The sequence below is a fragment of the Micromonospora cabrerizensis genome (assembly GCF_022230955.1).
Taxonomy (GTDB): Bacteria; Actinomycetota; Actinomycetes; order Mycobacteriales; family Micromonosporaceae; genus Micromonospora; species Micromonospora cabrerizensis.
This window is the reverse complement of the sequence record NZ_JAKKFI010000051.1, coordinates 1-21,677: the sequence shown is the minus strand read 5'-3', so window position 1 is coordinate 21,677 and position 21,677 is coordinate 1. Positions and strand designations below refer to the sequence as shown.

The 21,677-nt window shown below is 67.9% G+C and carries 18 protein-coding genes; 13 read left to right on the top strand and 5 right to left on the bottom strand.

The genetic code is table 11. The annotated features are described in order from the left end of the window. The first annotated feature begins 165 nt into the window (after positions 1-165). The 3 genes from LADH09A_RS09370 to cspE all read left to right on the top strand — a co-directional run bounded on the left by LADH09A_RS09370 (position 166) and on the right by cspE (position 3,566). The gene (locus tag LADH09A_RS09370; RefSeq protein WP_238644483.1) at positions 166-1,626 is read left to right on the top strand and encodes an NAD-dependent succinate-semialdehyde dehydrogenase; all 1,461 of its coding nucleotides are present in this window, start codon (positions 166-168) and stop codon (positions 1,624-1,626) included. Between the two features lie 153 nt (positions 1,627-1,779). Beyond that, on the top strand, positions 1,780-3,039 hold the full coding sequence (locus tag LADH09A_RS09365; RefSeq protein ID WP_238644482.1) for an iron-containing alcohol dehydrogenase: 1,260 nt from the start codon (positions 1,780-1,782) through the stop codon (positions 3,037-3,039). A 323-nt stretch (positions 3,040-3,362) separates the two neighbouring features. Then, positions 3,363-3,566: a transcription antiterminator/RNA stability regulator CspE gene (gene cspE / locus LADH09A_RS09360; protein WP_013283833.1), complete on the top strand. Its 204-nt coding sequence runs from the start codon at positions 3,363-3,365 to the stop codon at positions 3,564-3,566. A 106-nt stretch (positions 3,567-3,672) separates the two neighbouring features. Here the strand turns inward: cspE and LADH09A_RS09355 are convergent, their stop codons facing one another. Beyond that, positions 3,673-4,527: a serine hydrolase domain-containing protein gene (locus LADH09A_RS09355; RefSeq protein WP_238644481.1), complete on the bottom strand. Its 855-nt coding sequence runs from the start codon at positions 4,525-4,527 to the stop codon at positions 3,673-3,675. Between the two features lie 67 nt (positions 4,528-4,594). On the opposite strand from LADH09A_RS09355, the gene LADH09A_RS09350 reads away from it, so the two are divergent. The 3 genes from LADH09A_RS09350 to LADH09A_RS09340 all read left to right on the top strand — a co-directional run bounded on the left by LADH09A_RS09350 (position 4,595) and on the right by LADH09A_RS09340 (position 7,958). Beyond that, positions 4,595-5,887, top strand: coding sequence for a serpin family protein (locus LADH09A_RS09350; protein ID WP_238644480.1), 1,293 nt, complete (start codon positions 4,595-4,597; stop codon positions 5,885-5,887). A gap of 118 nt (positions 5,888-6,005) precedes the next feature. After that, on the top strand, positions 6,006-6,893 hold the full coding sequence (locus LADH09A_RS09345) for a hypothetical protein (RefSeq protein ID WP_238644479.1): 888 nt from the start codon (positions 6,006-6,008) through the stop codon (positions 6,891-6,893). A gap of 198 nt (positions 6,894-7,091) precedes the next feature. Further along, positions 7,092-7,958 carry an aminotransferase class IV gene (locus LADH09A_RS09340; protein WP_238644478.1) on the top strand — a complete coding sequence of 289 codons (867 nt, stop codon included), beginning with the start codon at positions 7,092-7,094 and terminating at the stop codon, positions 7,956-7,958. A 298-nt stretch (positions 7,959-8,256) separates the two neighbouring features. On the opposite strand, the gene LADH09A_RS09335 is transcribed toward LADH09A_RS09340, so the two are convergent. After that, positions 8,257-9,213, bottom strand: a complete 957-nt coding sequence (locus tag LADH09A_RS09335; RefSeq protein WP_238644477.1) for an SdrD B-like domain-containing protein — start codon at positions 9,211-9,213, stop codon at positions 8,257-8,259. 530 nt (positions 9,214-9,743) lie between these two features. On the opposite strand from LADH09A_RS09335, the gene LADH09A_RS09330 reads away from it, so the two are divergent. From LADH09A_RS09330 to LADH09A_RS09315, 4 genes are all read left to right on the top strand, one after another. After that, positions 9,744-10,019, top strand: coding sequence for a hypothetical protein (locus LADH09A_RS09330; RefSeq protein WP_238644476.1), 276 nt, complete (start codon positions 9,744-9,746; stop codon positions 10,017-10,019). After that, on the top strand, positions 10,013-10,486 hold the full coding sequence (locus LADH09A_RS09325) for a hypothetical protein (RefSeq protein ID WP_238644475.1): 474 nt from the start codon (positions 10,013-10,015) through the stop codon (positions 10,484-10,486). The genes LADH09A_RS09330 and LADH09A_RS09325 overlap by 7 nt, the downstream gene beginning before the upstream one ends. A 186-nt stretch (positions 10,487-10,672) precedes the next feature. After that, on the top strand, positions 10,673-11,770 hold the full coding sequence (locus LADH09A_RS09320; protein WP_238644474.1) for a hypothetical protein: 1,098 nt from the start codon (positions 10,673-10,675) through the stop codon (positions 11,768-11,770). Positions 11,771-11,906: 136 nt separating this feature from the next. Then, positions 11,907-12,365, top strand: a complete 459-nt coding sequence (locus LADH09A_RS09315) for a hypothetical protein (protein ID WP_238644473.1) — start codon at positions 11,907-11,909, stop codon at positions 12,363-12,365. A 206-nt stretch (positions 12,366-12,571) separates the two neighbouring features. Here LADH09A_RS09315 and LADH09A_RS09310 read toward each other — a convergent pair whose 3' ends face one another. The 3 genes from LADH09A_RS09310 to LADH09A_RS09300 all read right to left on the bottom strand — a co-directional run bounded on the left by LADH09A_RS09310 (position 12,572) and on the right by LADH09A_RS09300 (position 17,035). Then, positions 12,572-14,791 carry an ATP-binding protein gene (locus tag LADH09A_RS09310; RefSeq protein ID WP_238644472.1) on the bottom strand — a complete coding sequence of 740 codons (2,220 nt, stop codon included), beginning with the start codon at positions 14,789-14,791 and terminating at the stop codon, positions 12,572-12,574. 83 nt (positions 14,792-14,874) lie between these two features. Beyond that, the gene (locus LADH09A_RS09305; RefSeq protein WP_238644471.1) at positions 14,875-15,342 is read right to left on the bottom strand and encodes a hypothetical protein; all 468 of its coding nucleotides are present in this window, start codon (positions 15,340-15,342) and stop codon (positions 14,875-14,877) included. A gap of 166 nt (positions 15,343-15,508) precedes the next feature. Beyond that, a complete protein-coding gene (locus tag LADH09A_RS09300; RefSeq protein ID WP_238644470.1) occupies positions 15,509-17,035 on the bottom strand; it encodes an FAD-dependent oxidoreductase in 1,527 nt (508 codons plus the stop codon). 87 nt (positions 17,036-17,122) lie between these two features. Here LADH09A_RS09300 and LADH09A_RS09295 point away from each other — a divergent pair, with 87 nt between their 5' ends. The 3 genes from LADH09A_RS09295 to LADH09A_RS09285 all read left to right on the top strand — a co-directional run. Beyond that, positions 17,123-17,797 (top strand): TetR/AcrR family transcriptional regulator, encoded by a 675-nt coding sequence (locus LADH09A_RS09295; protein ID WP_238644469.1) that lies wholly within the window; start codon positions 17,123-17,125, stop codon positions 17,795-17,797. 490 nt (positions 17,798-18,287) lie between these two features. Next, positions 18,288-19,970, top strand: coding sequence for a hypothetical protein (locus tag LADH09A_RS09290; protein ID WP_238644468.1), 1,683 nt, complete (start codon positions 18,288-18,290; stop codon positions 19,968-19,970). Positions 19,971-20,629: 659 nt separating this feature from the next. Continuing rightward, positions 20,630-21,677: glycoside hydrolase family 5 protein (locus tag LADH09A_RS09285; protein ID WP_238644467.1), on the top strand; the 1,048-nt coding region annotated here is incomplete at its 3' end.

Below are 21,677 nucleotides of genomic sequence, written 5' to 3'. Positions count from 1 at the left end.
GAGAAGGCGATCGGTGGCGCGGGCGTCGCCCTACGGACAGGGCCAGGGCCACATTCGACCCGCTCGGCAACCTCGTTCCCGACGAGGGCGGGTGACCCGTCCACGCGCACAGCTCGACGGCTGAGGCCCCCGGACATCACCAACAAGATCACAGGAGGCGACGCGATGAGTGACCCGATGAACGTCCTGGCCCCCGAGCACCGGCGGCTTCGGATCGGCGACGCCTGGCGCGACGCCGCAAGCGGAGCCACCTTTGCCGTCGAGGACCCGGCCACCGGCAAGACCATCGCCGAGGTGGCGGACGCCGACATCGATGACGGGCTCGCCGCTCTGGACGCGGCGAGCACGGCAATGGCGCAGTGGGCGGCCACCCCGCCGCGGAAACGGTCAGAGTTGTTGACCGCGACGTATCGGGCTCTGACCGAGCGATCCGAGGAGGTCGCCCGGCTGATAACGCTCGAGATGGGCAAGCCGCTCGCCGAGGCTCGGGGAGAGGTGGCCTACGGCGCCGAGTTCTTCCGTTGGTTCGCCGAGGAGGCGGTGCGCGTCGAGGGGCGCTACAGCACCGCTCCCGCAGGTGGATACCGCATCCTCACCGTGCCGAAGCCGGTCGGGCCGTGCGTCTTCGTGACGCCCTGGAACTTCCCGTTGGCCATGGGTGCCCGCAAGATCGCTCCCGCGCTGGCTGCGGGCTGCACGACGATCACCAAGCCAGCAGGCCAGACGCCACTCACCATGCTGTTCCTGGCCCGCATCATGGAGGAGGTCGGCGTTCCCCCGGGCGTCGTCAACGTGGTAACCACCAAGCGTTCCGGCACGGTGGTCTCGGCACTGCTGGCCGACAGTCGGACCCGCAAGCTGTCGTTCACCGGGTCGACCGAGGTCGGGCGCGTGCTGCTCCGACAGGCCGCGGACAACGTGCTGCGTACCTCGATGGAGCTGGGCGGCAACGCGGCCTTGATCGTGTGTGCGGACGCTGACCTGGACGTGGCGCTCGACGGCGCCATGGTGGCCAAGATGCGCAACATCGGGGAGTCCTGCATCGCGGCCAACCGGATCTACGTCGAGGAACCGGTGCGCGAGGAGTTCACGGCGCGCTTCGCCGAGCGGATGGGCGCGCTTTCGGTGGGCCATGGTCTCGACGACGGCGTGGACGTCGGGGCGTTGATCGACGAGGCCTCGGTCGCCAACATCGACGAACTCGTCGCCGACGCGGTCGGTCGCGGCGCCCGGGTCCTGGTGGGCGGCGAGCGCCCGGGTGGGCCGGGCCACTTCTATCCGCCCACGGTCCTCGTCGACGTGCCCGAAGACGCCCGGATGCTCAGGGCGGAGATCTTCGGCCCGGTGGCGCCGATCATCTCGTTCACTTCCGACGACGAGGTGCTGGCGAAGGCCAACGACACCGAACACGGCCTGGTCGGATACATCTTCACCCGTGACCTCCAGCGGGCGCTCCGTTTCACCGAGGGGCTGGACACCGGGATGGTCGGCATCAACCGTGGCCTGATATCGGACCCGTCAGCTCCGTTCGGAGGCGTGAAGCAGTCCGGGATCGGCAAGGAGGGGTCGCACGAGGGCATCCTCGAATACCTCGACCTCACCTACGCGGCGATCGACCTACCGTGACCGGCCTGCTGCGGCGGGCACCCGCCGAGAATCACCGCGCCCTGTGCACACACGACCTCAGCGGCCTCCACCCGCCGACGCCGTCCCGGTCTCGCAGGTGACCTGGACGTCCGCCCAGCACATCCCCGCCGACGTTCCGGAGAGGCACCGACCATGCTTGAGACCGTCCGCGGACCACGCCAGCTGATAGTGGGCGAAGGGGTCGCGCAGAACATCCCACGAGTGGTGGCCGAGAGTGGCTCGCGAGTCCTCATCGTGACCGACCAGGTTCTTCTGGGGCAGCCGGGCGTGGCCGACATCGTCGCCGCCGTGCGGCAGAAGGTCACGGCCGTCGAGGTGTTCTCCGACGCGACTCCGGACGTGCCACTCGCCGACGTCGCCCTGGCCGTCTCGGCGGCCGCCGAGGTGGACGCCGACGTGATCCTCGCCATCGGGGGCGGCACGGTGATCGACCTCGCCAAAATCGTCGGCGTCATCCGCCGCCACGGCGGGACGCCGCGCGACTTCTACGGCGAGTCGAAGGTGCCGGGGCCGACGATGCCTCTCGTCGCGGTCCCGACGACGTCAGGCACCGGCTCCGAGCTCACACCGGTCTCGGTGTTGACCGACCCGGACCGCGAGCTGAAGGTGGGGGTTTCCAGCGTCCACATCGTGCCCGACTTCGCCATCGTCGACCCCGAACTCACCTACACCTGCCCCGCGACCGTCACCGCCCACTCCGGCATCGACGCGTTGTGTCACGCGGTGGAGAGCTACACCGCGCGACCCCGGGCCCACGGACCGCGCGACCCGGTGGAGCAGGTGTTCCTCGGCCGCAACGCCATCACCGACCATTACGCGCTCCTGGCCGCGGAGAGGATCGCCCGTAGCCTGCGTCGCGCTGTCCGGGACGGAGGCGACACGGAAGCGCGCGCGGACATGTCCTACGGGTCCATGCTGGCCGGGCTTGCCTTCTCCCACGCGGGCAACGCGGCTCCGCACGCTCTCCAGTACCCCATCGGCGCCGCCACGCACACGCCGCACGGCCTGGGCGTCGGCCTGCTGCTGCCCTACGCGCTGGACGCGGCAAGGGATGCCATCGGCGACCGGTTGGCCATCCTCGCCAGGGTGTGCGGGCTCGACGTGACCGACGCCTCGGACGCCGAGGCCGCAGACACGTTTCTCACCTGGCTGGACGGGCTCCTCGCCGACATCGGCATCCCTCCCACCTTGGCGGACATCGGCGTGGCACGCGCCGACCTCCCGCGCTTCGCGGAGATGGCCAGTGGCGTCACCCGCCTGATCCAGAACCATCCAGGCCCGACCGACACCGCCAGCCTGACCGCGATCCTCGAAGCGGCCTGGACCGGGGACCGGACCCGACACGTCCTGACTCCGAGCAGAGACAGTGACCGGCCCTTCACGCGTAACTGACCGGGGCATCGGGGCCATCACCCACGCCGGGCATTCGCCCTTCCTCCGCAGACTTCCGGCCACGCACCCGGAGATGCTCGGGCTTCCGAATCGAGGAGTCGCGGTATCTCCGGGTCAGCCCGCGGGCTCAGCCTGCCGACCGCACTGTGCTACGGTAACCCCGTTGCAGTTTTGATTTCCGTAGACGTTTTCCGGCGCCTGATGGGGCATCTGAAACCCATCCAGGCGCTTTTCGTTTTTCGTGTCGTTTCGACGCGGGTAATCAACGCAGCGGCGTAAGGGTCCGCACAGTGCGGCCTCTGACAGCCTGCGAAGGAGCAGACATGACTACAGGCACCGTGAAGTGGTTCAACGCCGACAAGGGCTTCGGCTTCATCAGCCCGGACGACGGCGGCGCCGACGTCTTCGCCCACTTCTCCGCGATCTCGGCGAGCGGCTTCCGCAGCCTCGACGAGAACCAGAAGGTGGAGTTCGACATCACCCAGGGCCAGAAGGGCCCGCAGGCGGAGAACATCCGCCCGCTCTGATCCACGCTCTGCGAACGGCGGTCCGACTGATTCAGCGGGCCGCCGTTCGGCGTTCCATGCGCTCACCACGGCATCTCGACCGGGGACCCCGTCGCACTGAGACTGGTCAGCCGCAGATGGCCTTGTCCAGGAACGCGTCGATGGCATCGTCGGGGTCACCGCGGAAGTTGGGCGTGAGCGCGACAGTTACCTGGCGACGCCTGTCCTCGGTGGAGTACGACCAGGACTGGTAGGCGAGAGCGTCGCCGTCGTTGCCGTACACCCGGACCCCGCACGAGGTGTCCCGCCACCAGGCCAGTCCGAGCCCGTACCTCGCGCCAACCACACCCTCCGTCCTCATCTCGGCGAGCAGGCGGCCCGGCAGGAGGCGCCCACCGAGCAGTGCGGCGAAGAACTGGTTGAGGTCACTCGTCGTGGAGATCATCTCGCCACCCGGGCCCAGTACCGACGGATTCATCTTCGTGTAGTCGACAAGGTTCGAGTCGGCGTCCTTCGGTACGTAACCGTAAGGATGCGGCCCGACGATGCGGGGCGTCGTCCTCGGCATCACGGTGCCGGTCAACCGCAACGGCCGGATGATCCGGCGCTTGATCTCCTTGCCGTACGACCGGCCGGTCACCTTCTCGATGATCTGGCCGAGCAGGATGTAGTTGGTGTTCGAGTACGCGAAGGCCGAGCCCGGCGGCTCGAACGTCGGAGGCTCGGCCACCGTCTTCGTGATGCTGCCCACCCGGAACCGGCCGTCGACCGGGACGGCCCGCGTCGTGTCCAGTTCGGCGACACCGCTGCTCCCCCGCCACACGCCGTGCTCGTCGCGCACCTCGGCCAGCCCGCCGACCGCGCCGGCGGCGACGATGTCATCCAACCGGCTCTGCAGCCCGACGCGATCCGGTGTCTTCGCCGAGGCAGCGGCAGCGGCCGGCGAGACCATCACCGCCAAGGCTGTCGTCAGAGCAGACATTGGCAGATCTCGATGAATTCGGGTTCACGCCTGGTGGGTCCCCGTGGGACTGCTCTACCGTCGACACATGGTTTCGCGTCGATCGATCCTGCGGGCGGTCCCTCTTGCCGCTGCCGCCCTCACCGCCGCCCCAGCCGGTCCCCGTTGGCTCGGCCCGTCGTCCGTTTCGACGGATGCGGGCCGCGTACCACCCGACCCGGCCACCATGCAGGCGGCCGCAACCGCCGTTCGTGGCCTCACGGCCGACCTCTACCGCACGGTGGCGTCGAGCCGGGCAGGCGGCAATGTGGTGTGCGCGCCGTACTCGGTCGGGCTGGCGCTCGCGATGACCAGGGCGGGCGCCGGCTCGACCACGGCGGACGAGATGGACGCGGTGCTCCACGCGCCGCATCCACGCCCCTGCGCGCTCGACAGGGGGCTCAACGCCGTCGAGCAGACGCTGGCGGGCCGGTACCAGGACGGTGACGGAGTCAAGCAGCCTCGGCTGACCACGGCCAACGCGCTGTGGACACGACTCGACCTGCGTCTGCGGCCCCGGTTCCGGGACACCCTGGCCGGCTACTACGGTGCCGCGCCGCATCCGGTCGACTTCCGCGGCGCGCCGGAGGCCGCCCGCCAGGAGATCAACACCTGGGTGTCCGATCGGACCAACGCGAAGATCCCGGAGCTGTTGCAGTCCGACGCCGTGAGCACCGACACCAGCCTCATGCTGACCAACACGATCTACCTCAAGGCGGCCTGGAAGTACCCGTTCACCGCGACGGCCACGGCGGTGGGACCGTTCACCAGGGATGACGGCACCGTTGTCGACGTCCCCGTCATGAGAGGGCCGTTCGACAGGATGGGCTACCTCGAGGGGGACGGGTGGCGCGCAGTCGACGTGCCGTACGCGGGCGACGGGCTTGCCATGGCCATCGTCATGCCGACCCGCGACGACCTCGCCGCGGTCGAGGCGAGCCTCGATGCGACCTGGCTCGGCGCGATGCTGACCGGGTTCCAGATCACCGACGTCCAACTGCGCCTGCCCCGGTGGACGTTCCGCCTACCGGCCCAGCTGGGTGCCGCGCTGGGCAGCCTCGGCATGCCCACGGCATTCACACCGCAGGCCGACTTCAGAGGCATGAGCACCGAACCGTCCCTGTGCATCGACGACGTGGTGCACGAGACGTTCATCGCGGTGGACGAGAAGGGTACCGAGGCCGCAGCCGCGTCGGCCGTCATCGTCCGGCCACCGTCGATTCCGCAAGGACCGCAGTTCTTCGTCAACCGACCATTCCTGTACGTCATCCACGACCGGCTCACCGGCGTACCGCTGTTCCTCGGCCGAGTCCACGACCCTCTGGTCGAGGGCCCAGCCTGACCGGACGGGGACGTCGGACAGGTTGGACACGTCTGCCGTTCGCCCCAGCGATTACCGTGAGCGGCCGCAGACGCGCTGGGCGTCCCTGGGCAGTGGCACGGCCGGTACGCTCGCCGCTGTGACCAACGCGCCAACGATCGGGAGCGGTGACGAGGTTCCCAGTACAGCGCTGGTGAAACGTGTGCTGGCCGAGGCTGGTGCCGTACTGATCATCGAGGCGTCGGGCGACGAGCTCGACCGGCCCGATGCGGCTCGAACTGTGGTGTCGGGCACGGCGGTCGCAGAGCTGGCTTCCCTGCTCGCTGTCGTTGACGGCGGCACCGGAGATCACTGCCTGTGCATGGGGTGGCCGACAATCCTCGTGTCGGATACCGCCGGGCGCGAGATCGCCCGTTGGACGCTGCATCATCAAACCTCTATCAGGGGCCTCGGACGTTGCGACGCCGACCTCCGTGATGCCCCCGCCCTGACCAGCTGGCTGGCTGACCGAGGCCTGACCGGATCGCGCGATGTCCAGCAGTTGTTGGCCGGTCAAGCGGCTGAGGAGAACGCGCGTCGCGTCCAGTGGGTGACGGCCGCGCCGCCAGCTCTCGCCGAGGCCGCCGAGGCTGCGTCACGCCGTGAGACCGACGCGGAGGAGAGGCTTGCCGACCTGGTAGCCCGGCGATACCCCGATGCCAACGAGCGGATCCGAACGCTGGTGGCGTGGGCCGGCTTTCCGCCTCGCCACACGACCACGACGGGTGGCACCCCGTGGTACGAGCTGGTACCCGAGCGGATGCTGCTGACCGAGCCAACCGAGTCGATCTTCAACGCGTTGACGTCGACAACGTTGACCTCAAGCCAGCTCGACGGGGCCGCGGAGCTGTTCACCACCCTCGAGTGGGCCGCTTCGCAACGCGCCGACATTCCCGACTCGCTGAGGTCTGTGCTGATCACGCACGTGCGGGCGACCGGGACCGATCCGATGAAGTTCCGGATGCGCCACGGATACGGCGCGGAATAACCGGAGGGCGTATCGGTGCTGCCCAGGGCCTGGCCACTCCCCACCATCGGAACCGTGGGCCGGGAAGCTATCTCGGTCATCGTTGTGCTGCCGCCGAACTTGTGCTGCCGCCGAACACCGACAGGAACGAACCGCCGGGGCCACGGCCAGGGCGCACTCGTGCGCGATTCCGTGCCGGCAGCCTGGCACGATGACCCGGTGACGCATGTGGAGCTCAACGGCGGTCCGGCGGATGTCGATGCAATGCATCGGGCAGCGACCTGGAACTACGGCCATTTCACGTCCATGCAGGTGCGTAACCGCGCAGTGATCGGCCTGGGTCTTCATCTTTGCCGCCTGCGTGAGGGTTCGGCCGCGCTCTTTCCCGATGCTACGTCGCCCTCGGACGACGAGATCAGGGCGTTCATCGGCCACGCGCTGCGGGATGAGCAGGATGCCTCCGTGCGGGTCACTGTTCTTCCGAGTCTGACGAACGGTGCCAGTACCGACGTCATGGTGTCCGTTTCCGAGCCGACCCTGGAGACTCCACGCCCGCCGCTGCGGGTTCGAACCGTTCGGTACGAGCGGGAGTTGCCCCACCTCAAGCACATGGCGACGTTGGGCTTGACCTACCACTACCTGCAGGCTCGCCGGGCCGGATTCGACGACGTGCTCTTCGCCGGGCAGGACGGCTTCCTGCGTGAGGGCTCGGTGTGGAACATCGCCTTCTGGGACGGTGACCGGGTCATCTGGCCTGAAGCCCCGATGCTGACCGGTATCACCATGCAGGTGCTTCGGCTGGGCATGCGAAAGCTCGGTATTCCCGACGAGACACGGCGCTTGACGCGCGAATCACTGAACGGCATCAGGGCCGCTGCTACGACCAACTCACACTGCCCGGCGCAGCCGGTCGCTGCCGTGGACGAGACAGCGTTCCCCGGCGATGACACATTTACCAGCCTGCTGCACCGGGCCTGGCAGGAGGCTCCCTGGGAGCCGGTCCGCATAGAGTCGCGCACACCGCTGGCCGCCGTCGGTCTCCCGACGCCTACTCCGTCCAGCACCGCCAGGACCTCGGTGGGCTGAGCACGCCGGAGGGCACCATGAGTTGGGACGTTCTTGTCTTCAACGCCCCGGCCGACGCCAGGTCGGTTGACCAGCTTCCGAAGGACTTCGATCCGCCGCCGTTGGAACCGGGCAGGATGTCAGGCGGTGGCTACGTGAGAACCTCCGGGCAGTCGGAGGAAGGGTTTCGCGTCGCGGCCGGGAGTCGCGGCGCCGAGGCTCCAGCGGGATGCTGGGGCCTCGGCGCCCTTTGCCGTGCTCGACAGAGGGGGAAAGCTACAGCCTGCGAGGGCTCGGCCGCTGGAGCGATCCCGGCCGATCAGGCCTGCAGGTGTACGCGGCGACGCCGTGCGACGAGGACCATCGCGATGCCGACCACGACGGCGACCGCAGCCGCGCCGACGAGCAGCATGGTCTTGTCGCCGGTGATCGGCAGGGCCGGGCCGTCGCTGTTGTCGCCGCTGACCGGCAGGGCCGGGCCAGCGCTCGCCGACGCCGACGCCGACGGCGAGACGGTCGGCGAGCTCACGGCGACCTTCTTCGCCGGCACGAAGATGCTCGGCTCGTCGCTGTCGTCGGCGCGGACCTGCGCCAGAGTGTGGTCGTCCTCGCCGTTCTCGCCGGCCAGGATCTTCCAGCCCGTCGGGGCGGTGAAGGTCAGCAGGACGTCGCCGGCTGGGAGGCGGGCGAAACGGAACAGGCCCTTGGCGTCCGTGATGGCCTCGGCGTACTTCGTCTTGCCGTCGGCACTGGTGGCGACGACCTTGACACCCGGGACGCCGGGCGTCCGGGGCGTCCACTCGGCGCCGGAGGACCCACCCTGGAAGACGTAGCCGCCGAGATCGTCGAAGACGCCCGCCACCAGCAGCCGCACGCTGGTGTTGTTGTCGGCGTCGTTGGCCTCGCCGTTGTCGGCGGCAAGCGAAAAGGCAACGAATCCGTAGCCGGACTGCGACGCCAGGTGGTTGGTCTTGCCGGTGATCCGAACGGTCTTGGTGGCGCCGGCGGCGAGGTCGAAGCCGGTCCGCAGCTCACCGTAGACGACACCGTCGACGCCCTCGCTGTCGCCGCCGGTGTAGTGCACGTGCTTGGCGTCGACGGAGCTCTTGTTCTTCACCGTGACCGTGACGGTGAAGATCTCGCCCTCGGTGTAGTTGGCCTTGTCGGCTGCGGAGGTCACAGCAATATCCGGCTCCGGGGCGGCGGCCAGGGCGGCCGATGCCGGGAGGACGGCCACGAACACGCCCACGAGGGCGGCGGCGGCAAGTGTGCGCATGGAGGTCTCCGTAATAGGGGACGGGAATCAGCGCGATGCTAGCGGCTGGGCGAGTTGCTCCGCTGTCCCATGATCGAGAACGTGATCGGAAAGGTATCCGATCACGGTCAGCTTTCAGGACCGAGGGAACGCCTATCGGCCTGCGCCGATGTTGCCCGACGCATTGCCGGTGGGACTGGCGTTCCATCTGCTAGGACGGTGCCGCCGCCTGAACGGCGACGCACAGAGAGATATGTCTGACCATCGCCGCCATCAACCAAGACGACAAGCGGTGCCCAGAACCTCGCGGCCAACGGAAATCCAACATCGTGGGTTCACAGTGTGGACATCAATCGGGCGGTAACACGGAAAGGGAGGCGTTCCACGAAGCCGCTCGGAACTCCGGTGTCTACGTGAAGGGTCGTGCGATGAAAATCTTGAGGCGACTAGCCATTGCCCTGCTGCCAGCGGCGGTTCTCCTGTCCCTCCCTGCGGTGGGCCACGCCTCCCCCGCGTTGGCGCCCCCGCCGCCGGAAGGCGGCAACTACATCGTGAACCTATCGAGGATCAGCAACCTCCGGCTCGGAATCATCCACGTCAGGGACGGCAACTACACCCGCGGCACCTACGACACGTTGCTGGATCATCTGCACCGGAGCAACGAGTACTGGGACAACACCGCCGGCTACTACATCGGGCCCGGCTACTGCGCCGAGGAGTGGAGGCTCGACAACACCGGCATCTTCGACTACCTCCGCGATGTCGGTGCGGGACAGCACTTCATCAGTACCACGCAGACATACGCAATCATCGCGTACCGATGCTGACACCGCGACTGCGGGCGGCGCGCCGGCTCGCGGCGGTGATCGCGGCCGTGCTGATCGGCGTCATCGCGCAGGGCGCCGTCGCGGTGCCCGCCGAGGCCGGGACGTGCCGCACTCGCGGCTGCGGCGGACGAGTGGTCAACCGGTCCGGGATGAACATCCGGATCACCAACGACTGGTGTTGGGGAACCGGGACGGCGTTCTACGTCGGCGACAAGCTCCCGTGCGTGACCCAACCGGGGAATTGGACCGCCAACCACGCCGACGCCGAACTTCCTTCCGGCGGCGACTCCAGCTACACCACCATTTACTACTACGACGTGGACGCCTTCCGGGTGTACCGAGGCTGCATCACCTCGTACTACTTCGGCAGCGCGTCTGACGTCGTCCACACCGACCAACCGACCATTAGTCAGTGGTGGCGGATACAAGGCAAGACGAAGGTGACCATCACGTCCATCCGCTGCTGAGTGACCGACGAGCCGGGGGCCACCGTCGAAGGCGGTGGCCCCCACTGTGGAAACTGGTGGAGCTGGCGCTCCTCTCGCAATGCGAGAAGCGGATCCGCCAATCCTGCTCCCGCGGGCCATGGACGTGCTCCAGATCTGGTGTACGAGTCGGGTCAGGCCGGGGACGAGATCCGTACGATCCTGCACATGCCTGATCCTGCCGCGCGGTTCGCCCAGCTTGGCGACGAGTACGAGTCCCGGAAGCGGTCAGCAACCGCACTCGTTGAGAGCTGGGACTGGTACACCTGGCCGGGCCCTGATCTACGCCCGTTGCGCTTCGAGCGGGACCTGCTCAAGCCCGGACGTCGTCTGGACGCCCGTCCGCCGGATAATCGGGATGTCCTGCAGATCGGGTTCGATGCCCGGCGGCGCCCGACCGTGATCGAGGAGTACAGCGGTTTCCTGCACGGCAAGCTGCACCACGAGACGTTCTTCCGCCACGGCGATGACATTGTCGAGGTGGCGCACTTCGCTACGGACGGCCCGATCTACCTACACGAGTACCGCTTCGAAGACGGGTTGATGCGCTCGGCCACCATGGTCGCGCGGCGCGGCTCGGGGCGAGAATCGTATGCGTACACCGACGGGCGGATCAGCCGCGTCGAGGTCGAGCACAGCGGTGGCCCGCCCGCCGTACTGGCGGCCGAGCATGACGACCGCGGCCTGCTGCGCCTCGTCCAGACCACGGGCAACGAATCGCGGGTGCTGTACACCCGGCCACCGGCGAATTTCGATCTTGACGCGGCCTGCCGCGCCATCGAGGACCTGCTGGTCGCGCTGATCCCGGACGCTGCGGCACGGCTGGACGTCGACGACCGCATCGCCTGCCTCGCCCTCAGCTATGCCCGACCCACGCAGCTGTCGATCGGAATCAGCGTGGCTACCGAGGCTGAGCGCGCGGACCTGAGCGCGATCGATGCCCAAGCTGCCTGGGCGCCGGAAGACTTCGAGACCAACACCGACATCGACCTCGACGACACGGGGCCGTCGCGGCTGGTACGACAGGAACTCGCGCTAATCGACGCGGACGACTATGACGTCGCCGCCGGGTCCGAGATCGGCCGGCGACTGTTCTGCGCTGTTGCGGCTCGACTGAACCTGCACGACTGGTCGGCCACGCTGCCGGTCACCGACGACTTCGTGGTGTACGCGGTCGACCTCGAACTGGTCGACCTGGAACGGAACCTGACCAGCTGCCTGCCACCGGACCGACTCGCCCAGTTCCACGAGAGGGGCCTGCTGTGACCCCGCAAACCGAGCACGATCACCGCATTCGACTCTCGGACTGGAGCGGTGGCGCCGGAGGCTTTCGGATCGGAGCGGCTGAACAAATGGCTGCACGACGGCACCGCCGCCGGAGCGGCTGCAGCATCATGAACGGATGAGCGACCCCACGATACTGGTGCGAGCACGGGTGCGGCACGAGCCTGACCGCTCGTACGCGGTGCTGGTCGAGGGCCCGGACGGCGAGGTGGAGGTAGGCCGAACGGGTAGGACAGCGGATCTCTGGGCACTGGCCCAGGCCGGCGCAGCTCGTCTGTTCGGTGAGAGCCTTGGCGCGGACAACCTCATCCTGCACGTCCCGCAGCCGCCCTACGGCCGCGACGGGCAGTGGGTTCGCATCATCGCCGTGGAGAACCCGGATGACCCCTCAGAGAGCGCCGACATCGGCGTCCTGGCGCAGGCGCGCTGGTTCGGCCACGAAGGCGCCTGGTTCGTGACAGTCACCGGTACGGGTACCGGCATCGTTCCGAGCGAGTTTCTGGACTTCGAACCGGTTGTCACGGATGAACAAGTGGCGGCGTTCCACACCTACCTCGCCGCTACGGCCGCAGGCTGAGGCCGTGCCGCCCACCCGCCGTGCCAACCGTCCACCGTCGACCCACAAACCGATCGCTTCCAGGCAGTCTCATCCGACGCCGACGCGCTGATCGGAGCCGTGGCAGTGGTCGGGCGGTCACGTTCCCGCCGGCGTGAAGAAGGTGTCCGTTGGTGTGCCGGCCCATCAGGGCCGACGGACGCCGGGTGGCACAGCCGGGGTGCTGGTCACGACCGCCGGGGCAGGTCCAGCTCCGAGAGGGAGCTCCGGGCCTCGTCGGCGAGCGTCCGGTTGCCCAGCCTCTCGTATTCCTCGGTCGCCGCCTCGAACGCATGGACCGCCTCGTTCCGACGACCCTGAGCTGCAGCGACCGACCCGAGGGCCTGGTGCGCCGCGCCGACCCCGGCGCCATGTCGGATCCGCAGGAAGATCTCCAGCATGGTGAGGAAGTCCTTCTCGGCGTCACGGTGCCGATCGTCCTCCACGGCAAGCCAGCCACGCTCGTGGAGGCAGTATCCGCGGAGGAACTCGTCGTCCAGCCGGTCGGCGATGCCGAAGGCTTGCCTCGTCAGGGCAGATGCCTCCGTCGGGTGGCCGGCGAGCTTGTGTCCTGCGGCCAACCCCAGGAGCACGTAGCCGTGCAGAGCCGTCTCCGGCGCCGAAAGTAGGGCTGCCGCTCGTTCCAGCATGGGGATGCTGCGCTCGGGACGACGTAGGGTGTTGTAGAGGACGCCCAGGGCGGAGCGAACCTCGATCTCCTCCTCGACCGCGTGCGATCGTTGGAACAGTCGCAGGGCCTGGAGCAGCTGCCCTTCCGCCTCCTGCGGGTGGCCGTGTGCCCGCAGCGCCTCGCCCAGCCGGCGCGTGGTCTGTGCCAGCTCTTCCGGATCGCCGAGTCGCTCGGCGACTGCGACAGCCTCCCGCGCTGTGGCCAGCTCACGCTCGACCTCGCCGGCCAGTCCGTAGGAATGCGAGACCCATCGCAGTGCCCGCACCCGTCTCCGGTCATCGGCTGTCGCCCGCTCTGTCGACCGCCACAGCTGTAGCCGGTACGTGTGGTCGTCGGCTGCGGTCAGCAGCGGGTGAACCGCTTCCACCAGTGCCCAGGCCTGATCGGCGAGTCCCTCCGCGACCGCGGTACGCAGCACGGCCAGGATGTTGTCGCGTTCGTGCGCGATGTTGCCGCCGGACGCGGCCAGGTCCCGCAGCCAATCCAGCTGCCGGATCAGACAGGCAACACGGTCGCCGGGCGTCTCTTTCCGCTCCAGCATCTCGGCAGCGAACAACCGCAGGAGGTCGTGCAGCCGATAAGTCGACGGTGTCGGCGCCTCGATCAGGAAGGCGTCCACCAGCCGGTCCAGGGCATCCTGGACCACCCGTCGGTCAAGTCCGCACCGACGGGCCGCCGACTCGACGCCGAACAACACACCTGGATGCGCCCCGGCTCGCCGGAACACCAGCCGGTCCACGTCGCTCAACTCGTCGTACGTGAACTCGAACGTGGACCTGATCGCCCTGTCGCCCAGCCGCAGCTCGTCGAGCCGACGGTCCTCGTCCGCCAAGCGGTCGGCGAGGGCGGACGGAGTCCACCTGGGTCGGGCCCGGAGCCGGGATCCGACGATGCGCACCGCAAGCGGTAGGCCTGCGCAGATCTCGACCAGCCGTCGTGCGCCCGAGGGGTCGGCCGCGACCCGGTCCGCTCCGATCGTGGCGGTCAACAGTTCGAGTGCCTGCCCGGGCGGTAGCGCATCGAGGGTCAGAACTGCGGCTCCCGGCAGATCGGCGATGAGCCGGCGACTCGTGACCAGGGTGAGGCAACCTGCGCCTGCCGGGATCAGCGGTCGCACCTGCGCCGCGTCGAAGGCATCGTCGAGGAGGACGAGAAGCCGTCGGTCCGCGACCGCTGACCGGAAGCGCGAGGACAACTCATCGAGCGTGCCCCGCCGTTCCTCAGCGTCCAGGCCGACCGCCCGGAGCATCCGGATCAGGGCTTCCTGTGGTTGCACGGGAGTGGCACTGGCGCCACCCAGGGCGACGTACAACTGGCCGTCCGGGAAGTGCTCACGGACCCCATGGGCATACGACAGGGCCAGCGCGGACTTTCCCGTGCCCCCCGCCGCGGAGACAACGACGACCTGCGCTCCCCCGCCGACCAGCTCCGCGACAGCAGCAAGCTCCGCCTCGCGGCCGACAAGTCCGGGCGCGACCGGAAGTTCACTCGGCGGAACCGGGTCGTCCGTCGGCGGGGGCACCGGTGACGCAGAAGGCTGGCTGGTCTGTCCCAGCCGGTGCTGCCACAGGGCGAGACCGACGCCGGTGAAGGTCAGGACGGCGACCGTGGGCCAGGCCAACCATCCGTACGCCGCGACCGGCTCGGGCAGGTCACCGCCGGTCGCGACGTTGACCACGACAGCCAGCACGACGGAGAGCAGACTCGATACCGTCACCAGCAGCAGAGCCACCTGCCGGCCAGGACCGCCGACTCCGGGCCCGGTGACACGACGCGGGCCACCACGGCCTCTGACGCCCCTCAACCGACAGCCACCCTCGCCGCGTCGAGGAATGCCAGGCGGTTCACTTCGAGATGGTCCCGGACGCTTTCACCGTCCGGCAGCCCCTCCCAGACGACAAGGTTGAGATCGAGAAAGTAGGCCCGCGCCGCCTCGTGCACCCCGAGCGGGAACGTCAGCCGGATCAACCGCTCCGAGACCCACACCCGGTTCATCACCGCCTGCGTCTCGACGAGCCAATCGTCGCCGACCGACCAACTCGCCGGACGGTTGAACGCGCACCGCTCCGCCTCAGCGGTCACCTCGATGAACCTCTCAAGCTGGGCGAGGCGTTCCGCGCGACGGCTCTCCGCCAGAGCGAGACCCCGCCGCCGTTCCTCGGCCCGCTCCGCCGAGCGCTGGGTCTGATGCTGCACCCCGAAGGACAGAGCGCCACCGAGGGCCACGCCACCCAGCGAAAGCATCGACACCCAGAGATCGCTCGCCATGCGGCCATGATGCCAGTTCCGCTTCACGCGGAAGCGCCCACTCAGTGGGCTGGGGAGCATGGGTGTCATGGGTTGCCAGCGTGGCGTGCCGCCTTACCGGACCCGTGATGACCGGTTACCACCCTGAGCGATATTCGACTGCCAGGAAGGCGGCCGGGGTGACGGCTCAGCCGATCGCGTCGAAATAGCGCGACACCGCCGAGACGTCACCAGCATCGGAGATCAGCGCGATATAGCCGTCGGGACGGATCAGCACGAGGGTGCGGTCGGCCGCGCCGTAGGCCTTGGCAAGATGACCTTCGGTGTCGACGATGTCGTCGGGGTCCGTCGGTTGTCCGACGGCACGGAGAGTCCTGAGACCAGACGCAGGAGCTGCGACCGCAGGCGTGCTCCCGAAACTCAGCAGCGTGAATTGGCCGCCGCACGTCAGGTCGAACAGCCGGCGTTCGCCTTCCACCGTTGTCAGCTTGGTCGCGTCGGGGGCGCGGTCGCCGGCGCGGAGTGGAGCGGACTCTTCGCGGTCGTCGCGCGTCAAGGCGGAGCCGCGATAGCCGACGCTGAGCTGCGTCGTGCTCGCATCGCGGTTGGTAGGGATGCCCTTCTGCTCGAGCGTCTGCTTGAGGCGCGCGTTCGACAGCGCCAATACGCCGGCCGCTACTGGTCGCCGCTCGGCTTCGTAGCTGTCGAGCAGCGCCGGCGAGGCGCCCTGCGCGACCGCCACCAGCTTCCAACCGAGGTTGTACGCGTCCTGAATACCGGTGTTCATCCCCTGGCCACCGGCGGGAGAGTGGATGTGCGCCGCATCGCCGGCGAGGAACACGTGACGCTCGCGATAGCGGTCAACAAGGCGGATGTTGGCGCGCCACAGCGACGACCACGCCGGATCGTGGAGGCGGATGTCGGTGCGGCCGCTGCGATGGTCGAGGACCGATTGCATGTTTGCGAGACTGAGCTCGGTGTCCAGTCCTGGCGCGATGCCGGCCTGGAATTGAAAGGCGTTGGTCGACGGCAGCGGGCAGAGGTTGACGAGGCCCTCCTCGTGGCGCCACATGTGCCAGGCGTCCCGATCGAGGCCGTCGACCTCGACATCGGCGACGATCATCCGAATCTCCTCGCGGGTCTCGCCCTCGAAAGCGATGCCGGCCTGCTTGCGGACGGTGCTGTGGCCACCGTCGCAGCCGACCAGCCAGCGCGCGGTGATCGCCTCGGTCTCGCCGCCGCTGACGACCACTGCGGACACGCCCTCGTCCGACTGCTCGAAGCTGTGGAGCGCGGTGCCGAACTCAACGGTGCCGCCGAGCTCAGCCAGCCGCAGCCTCAGTGCTTCCTCGACCCGCCATTCCGGCGTGATCAGGCTCGCCGGATAGGGGACGTCGGGGCGATCCTTCAACGTCTCGGCACCGCTCAGCGTCACCCGGCCGTCCGGAGCGGTCGAACGGATCGGCATCGCCATCCGACCGTTGGCGATCACGCGTTCGACGATGCCGAGATCGTCGAACACCTCAAGGGTGCGCGGCTGGACGCCCTTGCCCCGCGAGCCGGGCTGCGGGCCGGGGACAGCCTCGATCAGGCGGAACGAGACGCCACCGCGGGCGAGCGCACAAGCCAGTGTCAGACCGGTCGGGCCCCCGCCGACGATCAGCACCGTCGGCGCGTTCCGAACCTGCGGGGACAGCTTCGTCGAGTCGGTCATCTCACCTCCATCCCCAAGAAAGTAATCCCTATCCAACGAGCGTAAGGGCACTTGCTAAGGAAGTAAAGGCTATCTACCGTGGGGTGGGTGACCACCGAGGCACCCAAAGTCGCCCGCCCTCGCCGACACGGCAAACAACTCGAGTCCGCTCTGCTCGCCGCCGCATGGGACGAACTGGTCGAGGTTGGATACGCCCACCTGACGATGGACTCGATTGCTCGACGCGCTCGCACCAGCGAGGCCGTGCTCTACCGCCGCTGGGCCAACAAGGACCAGATCGTGCTCGCCGCGATCACGCATCACCGAAACACCAACCCGGTCGCAGTCCCCGATACCGGCACCCTGCGCAACGACCTGCTCGCCCACCTGGCAGCCTTGAGCGACACTCTCGCCGGCTTCTTCGCCATCGCCGCAGCCGCTGCCTTCTCGGGACTGCTGGCTGACACCGGCCTCACTCCCCACCAGGTCCGCGACAAGATCATGAACGCCCAGCAGCCTCCTCATGGCCGGATCGTCTATCAACGCGCCCACGACCGCGGCGAGATCGATCTCGGGCGGATTCCCTCAGCCGTGCTCGCCATGCCGTTTGAACTGGTGCGACACGACATGCTCATGGACCTCAACCCGCTGCAGCCCGCCCGCATCCAGTCGATCGTCGATGAACTCTTCCTGCCCCTTCTGCAGGACCGGCACTGTCGGGACGGGGGCGTTCTCGGTGAGTCTGCCAAGATCCCCGGACAGCCCCGCCCCTCCACAGCCTGATCCAGGACTTGTCCCGGACCGCTGGCAACGTCCGGGTGGCACACGTCGCTCGCCGTGATCGTCACCATCACCGCGGTTCAGGACCGCGATACCGGACACCGCCAGCGTCCCTTGGGTCCGCAACCCGGGCGAGGGCCTGCAGCAACCCTGGCGCGTCCTGTCCCGACAGCGGCAAAGTTCGACGCTGCACCGATCGCGACTCCTGCGTGACGAGGCGCCTTCGATGGACAGCGTAAGGCCCGGCTACCGCAAGACATCGATCGGCGTCTTGACTCTACGCACCGCCCTGCCCATGATTTACTGCGGCGGTTCAACAGTGAGGGTCAATGTGATGACGCAGGTAGAGCCACCGGCAGGAGACCCCACATCAGCCGCCGCTTTCAGCGAGCCTGGAAAAAATGGCCGACTCGCGCGTGCCAGTTCAGGCACGAGGGACTGGCTGACACGTGGGGCCCATCGGCGGGAACTGAGTGTCGCGAGCCTCGGTTCGGTGCTCCTCGCTGTCGCGATGATCTGGCTGATTCCGCCGTATGCGGTTCGCGTGGTGACTGACGGCGCCAAGACTGTGACGATCGCCGACCCGGCCCACACCATCGTCGGTGACGTGGGTGACCCGACGGCCCAAGCATGGCTGGTGGGATGGGGTGGCCACGCTCTCACCCACGGTCTGCGTGGCCTGTGGGACACCAACGCCTTCTATCCCGACACGTACGGCCTAGCCCTGAACGACAGCCTGCTCGGCTATGCCCCGGCAGGGCTGATAGGCGACGGTGTAGTCGGCGCCGTGCTGCGCTACAACATCCTGTTCGTGCTGGCTTTCGCGCTCGCCTTCCTCGGCGGCTACGCGCTCCTGCGCCAACTTGGCGCGAATAAGGTCGCCGCCGCGGTGGCCGGGGCCGCCCTCGCCTACGCGCCCTGGCGCTACGGCCACGACGGCCATCTGAACATTCTCTCCACCGGTGGTATCACTCTGGCCCTGGCGATGCTGGCGCGCGGCCACGGACTCTCGTTCACCCGCGGCTACCTTGCCGAACGAGTCCGGCCGGGATGGGCGTTCGCTGGCTGGCTGGTTGCGGCCTGGCAGGTCAGCCTCGGCTTCGGCGTGGGGCTGGGATTCGTATACGTCCTCGCCGCCCTCTGCCTGATCACACTGACAGCCTGGCTGATCCACCGCCCACGCCTTAGCCTCCGGCTGATCGTCGGTGATCTGATCGGCGGGCTGATCTTCACCGCGGTGACCGGATACTTCGCGTACGCGTACCAACAGGTGCGCGAGCTCAACCCAAATGTCACCCGGGACTGGGACTACGTCGCGCACTTCTCCCCGACACTGCGCGGACTTCTCGTGGCTCCGCAGTCCTCGCTGCCCTGGGGCACCCTGCACAACGACGCCCGCACCGCTCTTGGTGGCGTACCGACTGAGAAAGTGCTGCTCTGCGGGTTCGCACTGTATCTACTGGCCTTCGCCGGCCTGTTCCTATCCCGCTGGTCACCGGCGCAACGGCTCCTGCTGCTGTTTGGGGCGGTCGCCGGAGTGTTGTTCGCGCTGGGCACGAACGGGCCGATCTACCGCCTGCTCTATCTTTACGTGCCCGGGTTCGATGGATCCCGTACACCAGGCAGGTTGATCTTGTGGCCCACTATCTGCCTGGCCATCCTCGCGGCCGGCCTCGTTACCCACCTGGCCGAGGTGGCTCGCAGGGGCGCCAAGCCGGAATGGTCGGTGGGAGCGGCACGGCTACTCACCGTTCCGTTGCTGGTCCTCGTGCTAGCTGAGGGCCTGCCCGACCTGAACCACCCCCAAACCCCAGCCAAACCGGCCGCGATGGCGCTAGCCTCCGCGCACGCTCCCACCATGGTGTTGCCGTCCAACGACGGCATCGACCTCAACGTCCTACTTTGGTCGACCGACGGTTTTCCCGTCATGGTCAACGGTGCGGCCAGCTACACCACACCCAACCGTCAGGCGATCCGCGACGTTATGGCGACCTTCCCCAGCGAGCTGGCATTGGATCGGTTGCACCAGCTCGGCATCCGCAGCGTCGTCCTGCTGCGCGACCGGGTCCAAGGCACCCCGTACGAACCACTGCTCAACATCCCTGACGTACCCGGCATCACCCGCCATGACGTCGGGCCAGACGTGGTTTACACCATCGACACCAACACGAAGTGATGTTGATCGCCAAACCCGCTCAAGCCCCGGTCGTCTCGGACATCCTCGAGCGACTCGGTGCCGACCGCGGGGCGCGGCGGCGTACCGCACCCGCGATGCCCAACGATGCGCATGAATGACGAACCTAGTTGCCGACCCCGGCAAATGGGGGTTCCCTGTCATCGCTTGGTGAAAGTGGTCGCTGAGCTGTAGAGACATGGCCGAGCGTCCATCGCTCCTTGTCACCGTTCTAACCGTCGCTGGCGAAGGCTCGACCAGCGGCTACTCCCGAGACCTGTTCCCACACTGGATCACCATCAGCGGCAGCTGCAACACCCGCGAACAGGTCCGCTTCGGACCGACGTGATCAGCACCGACACACGGACCGCGCCGACGCCACGTTCCGCGGAACATCTGGAGCGACGGTCGCACCGGGAACCGTGTTCGAATCCGAATGGTCCTGACCGTGTCGGTTCGAATGCTGGCTGCCTGATGTCGTTTCCGATACCGATGTAACCCCAACGACATCAGTCTGGTGTCCGGACGCAGGGAGGCTAGATCTAGTGATTGAACTTGTCACGACACGGAAGAGGTCGTCTGACGGCCGTCTTTCAGGAGCATCGCGGAGTGTCCGGCCGTTTCGTCGGCTGCTGATTGCCCTGGTGGCCGCGCTGACGGCGATGGTTGGCGTTGTCGTCGTCGCGTCGTCGCCGGCTGCTGCCGCCACCAACCAGTTCCGTGGCATGAACTGGGCGGTGCTGGGTGACAACTTCAGTACCGGGCCGCTGGTCGTGCAGGGCCTGAGCTCGTCTGACAGCAACGCGACGGTGCGGGCCAAGGCCAATGCCCTCTACGACGACATGGCCTCCACGATGGGGGTCAACACCGTCCGGTTGCCCATCAACACCCACACGGTCGGCACGGCGTGGTGGGACGCCTACCGCGGCGCCATCGACGCCGCCACCGCCCGCGGATTCAAGGTCATCCTCGCCTACTGGGAGGACGGGGCCGCCTCCGGCGGCCGGATCACCAACCTCGCCGCCTGGAACGCGATGTGGTCCACCGTGACCAACACCTACGGCGCGAACACCAACGTCTACTTCGAGCCGATGAACGAGCCGCACGGTTACAGCTCCGCCGAGTGGCGCACCGTGGCGGCCAACTGGCTCAGCTACCACTACTCGGCCGTTCCCGGTCGGGTACTCATCGGCGGCACCGGCTTCAGCCAGGACCTACGCGACATCTGCAACGACAGCCGCTTCAACGCGACGCTGCTGTCCTTCCACCACTACGCCTTCTTCTACGGCGCGATGACCTACGACGCCTTCCGAAGCCACATCCAGACCCGCCTGGGCAACTGCGCCTCCCGGGCGGTCGCGACCGAGTTCGGCGCGCCCATGAACGACGGCCGCAACTACGCCGACGCCAACAGCACCGACAACTTCGTGCGCTACATCCGCGCCGTCGCCCAGGTCATGCGCGACAACCAGATGGGCGGCACCTACTGGCCCGCCCTCGGCGGCAAACCGGGCACCATCGGCTACGACTGGTACTCCATGTTCTCCCTCACCGGCAGCAACACCAACCTCAACCTGACCATCCGCAACACCACCGGCGCCGACCGGATCCGCTACGCCTGGGGCGACACCATCGGCGGCGACCCCACCACGCCCCCACCCACGACGGGCACGTTCTACCGCATCACCTCCCGGCCAAGACGCAACCACC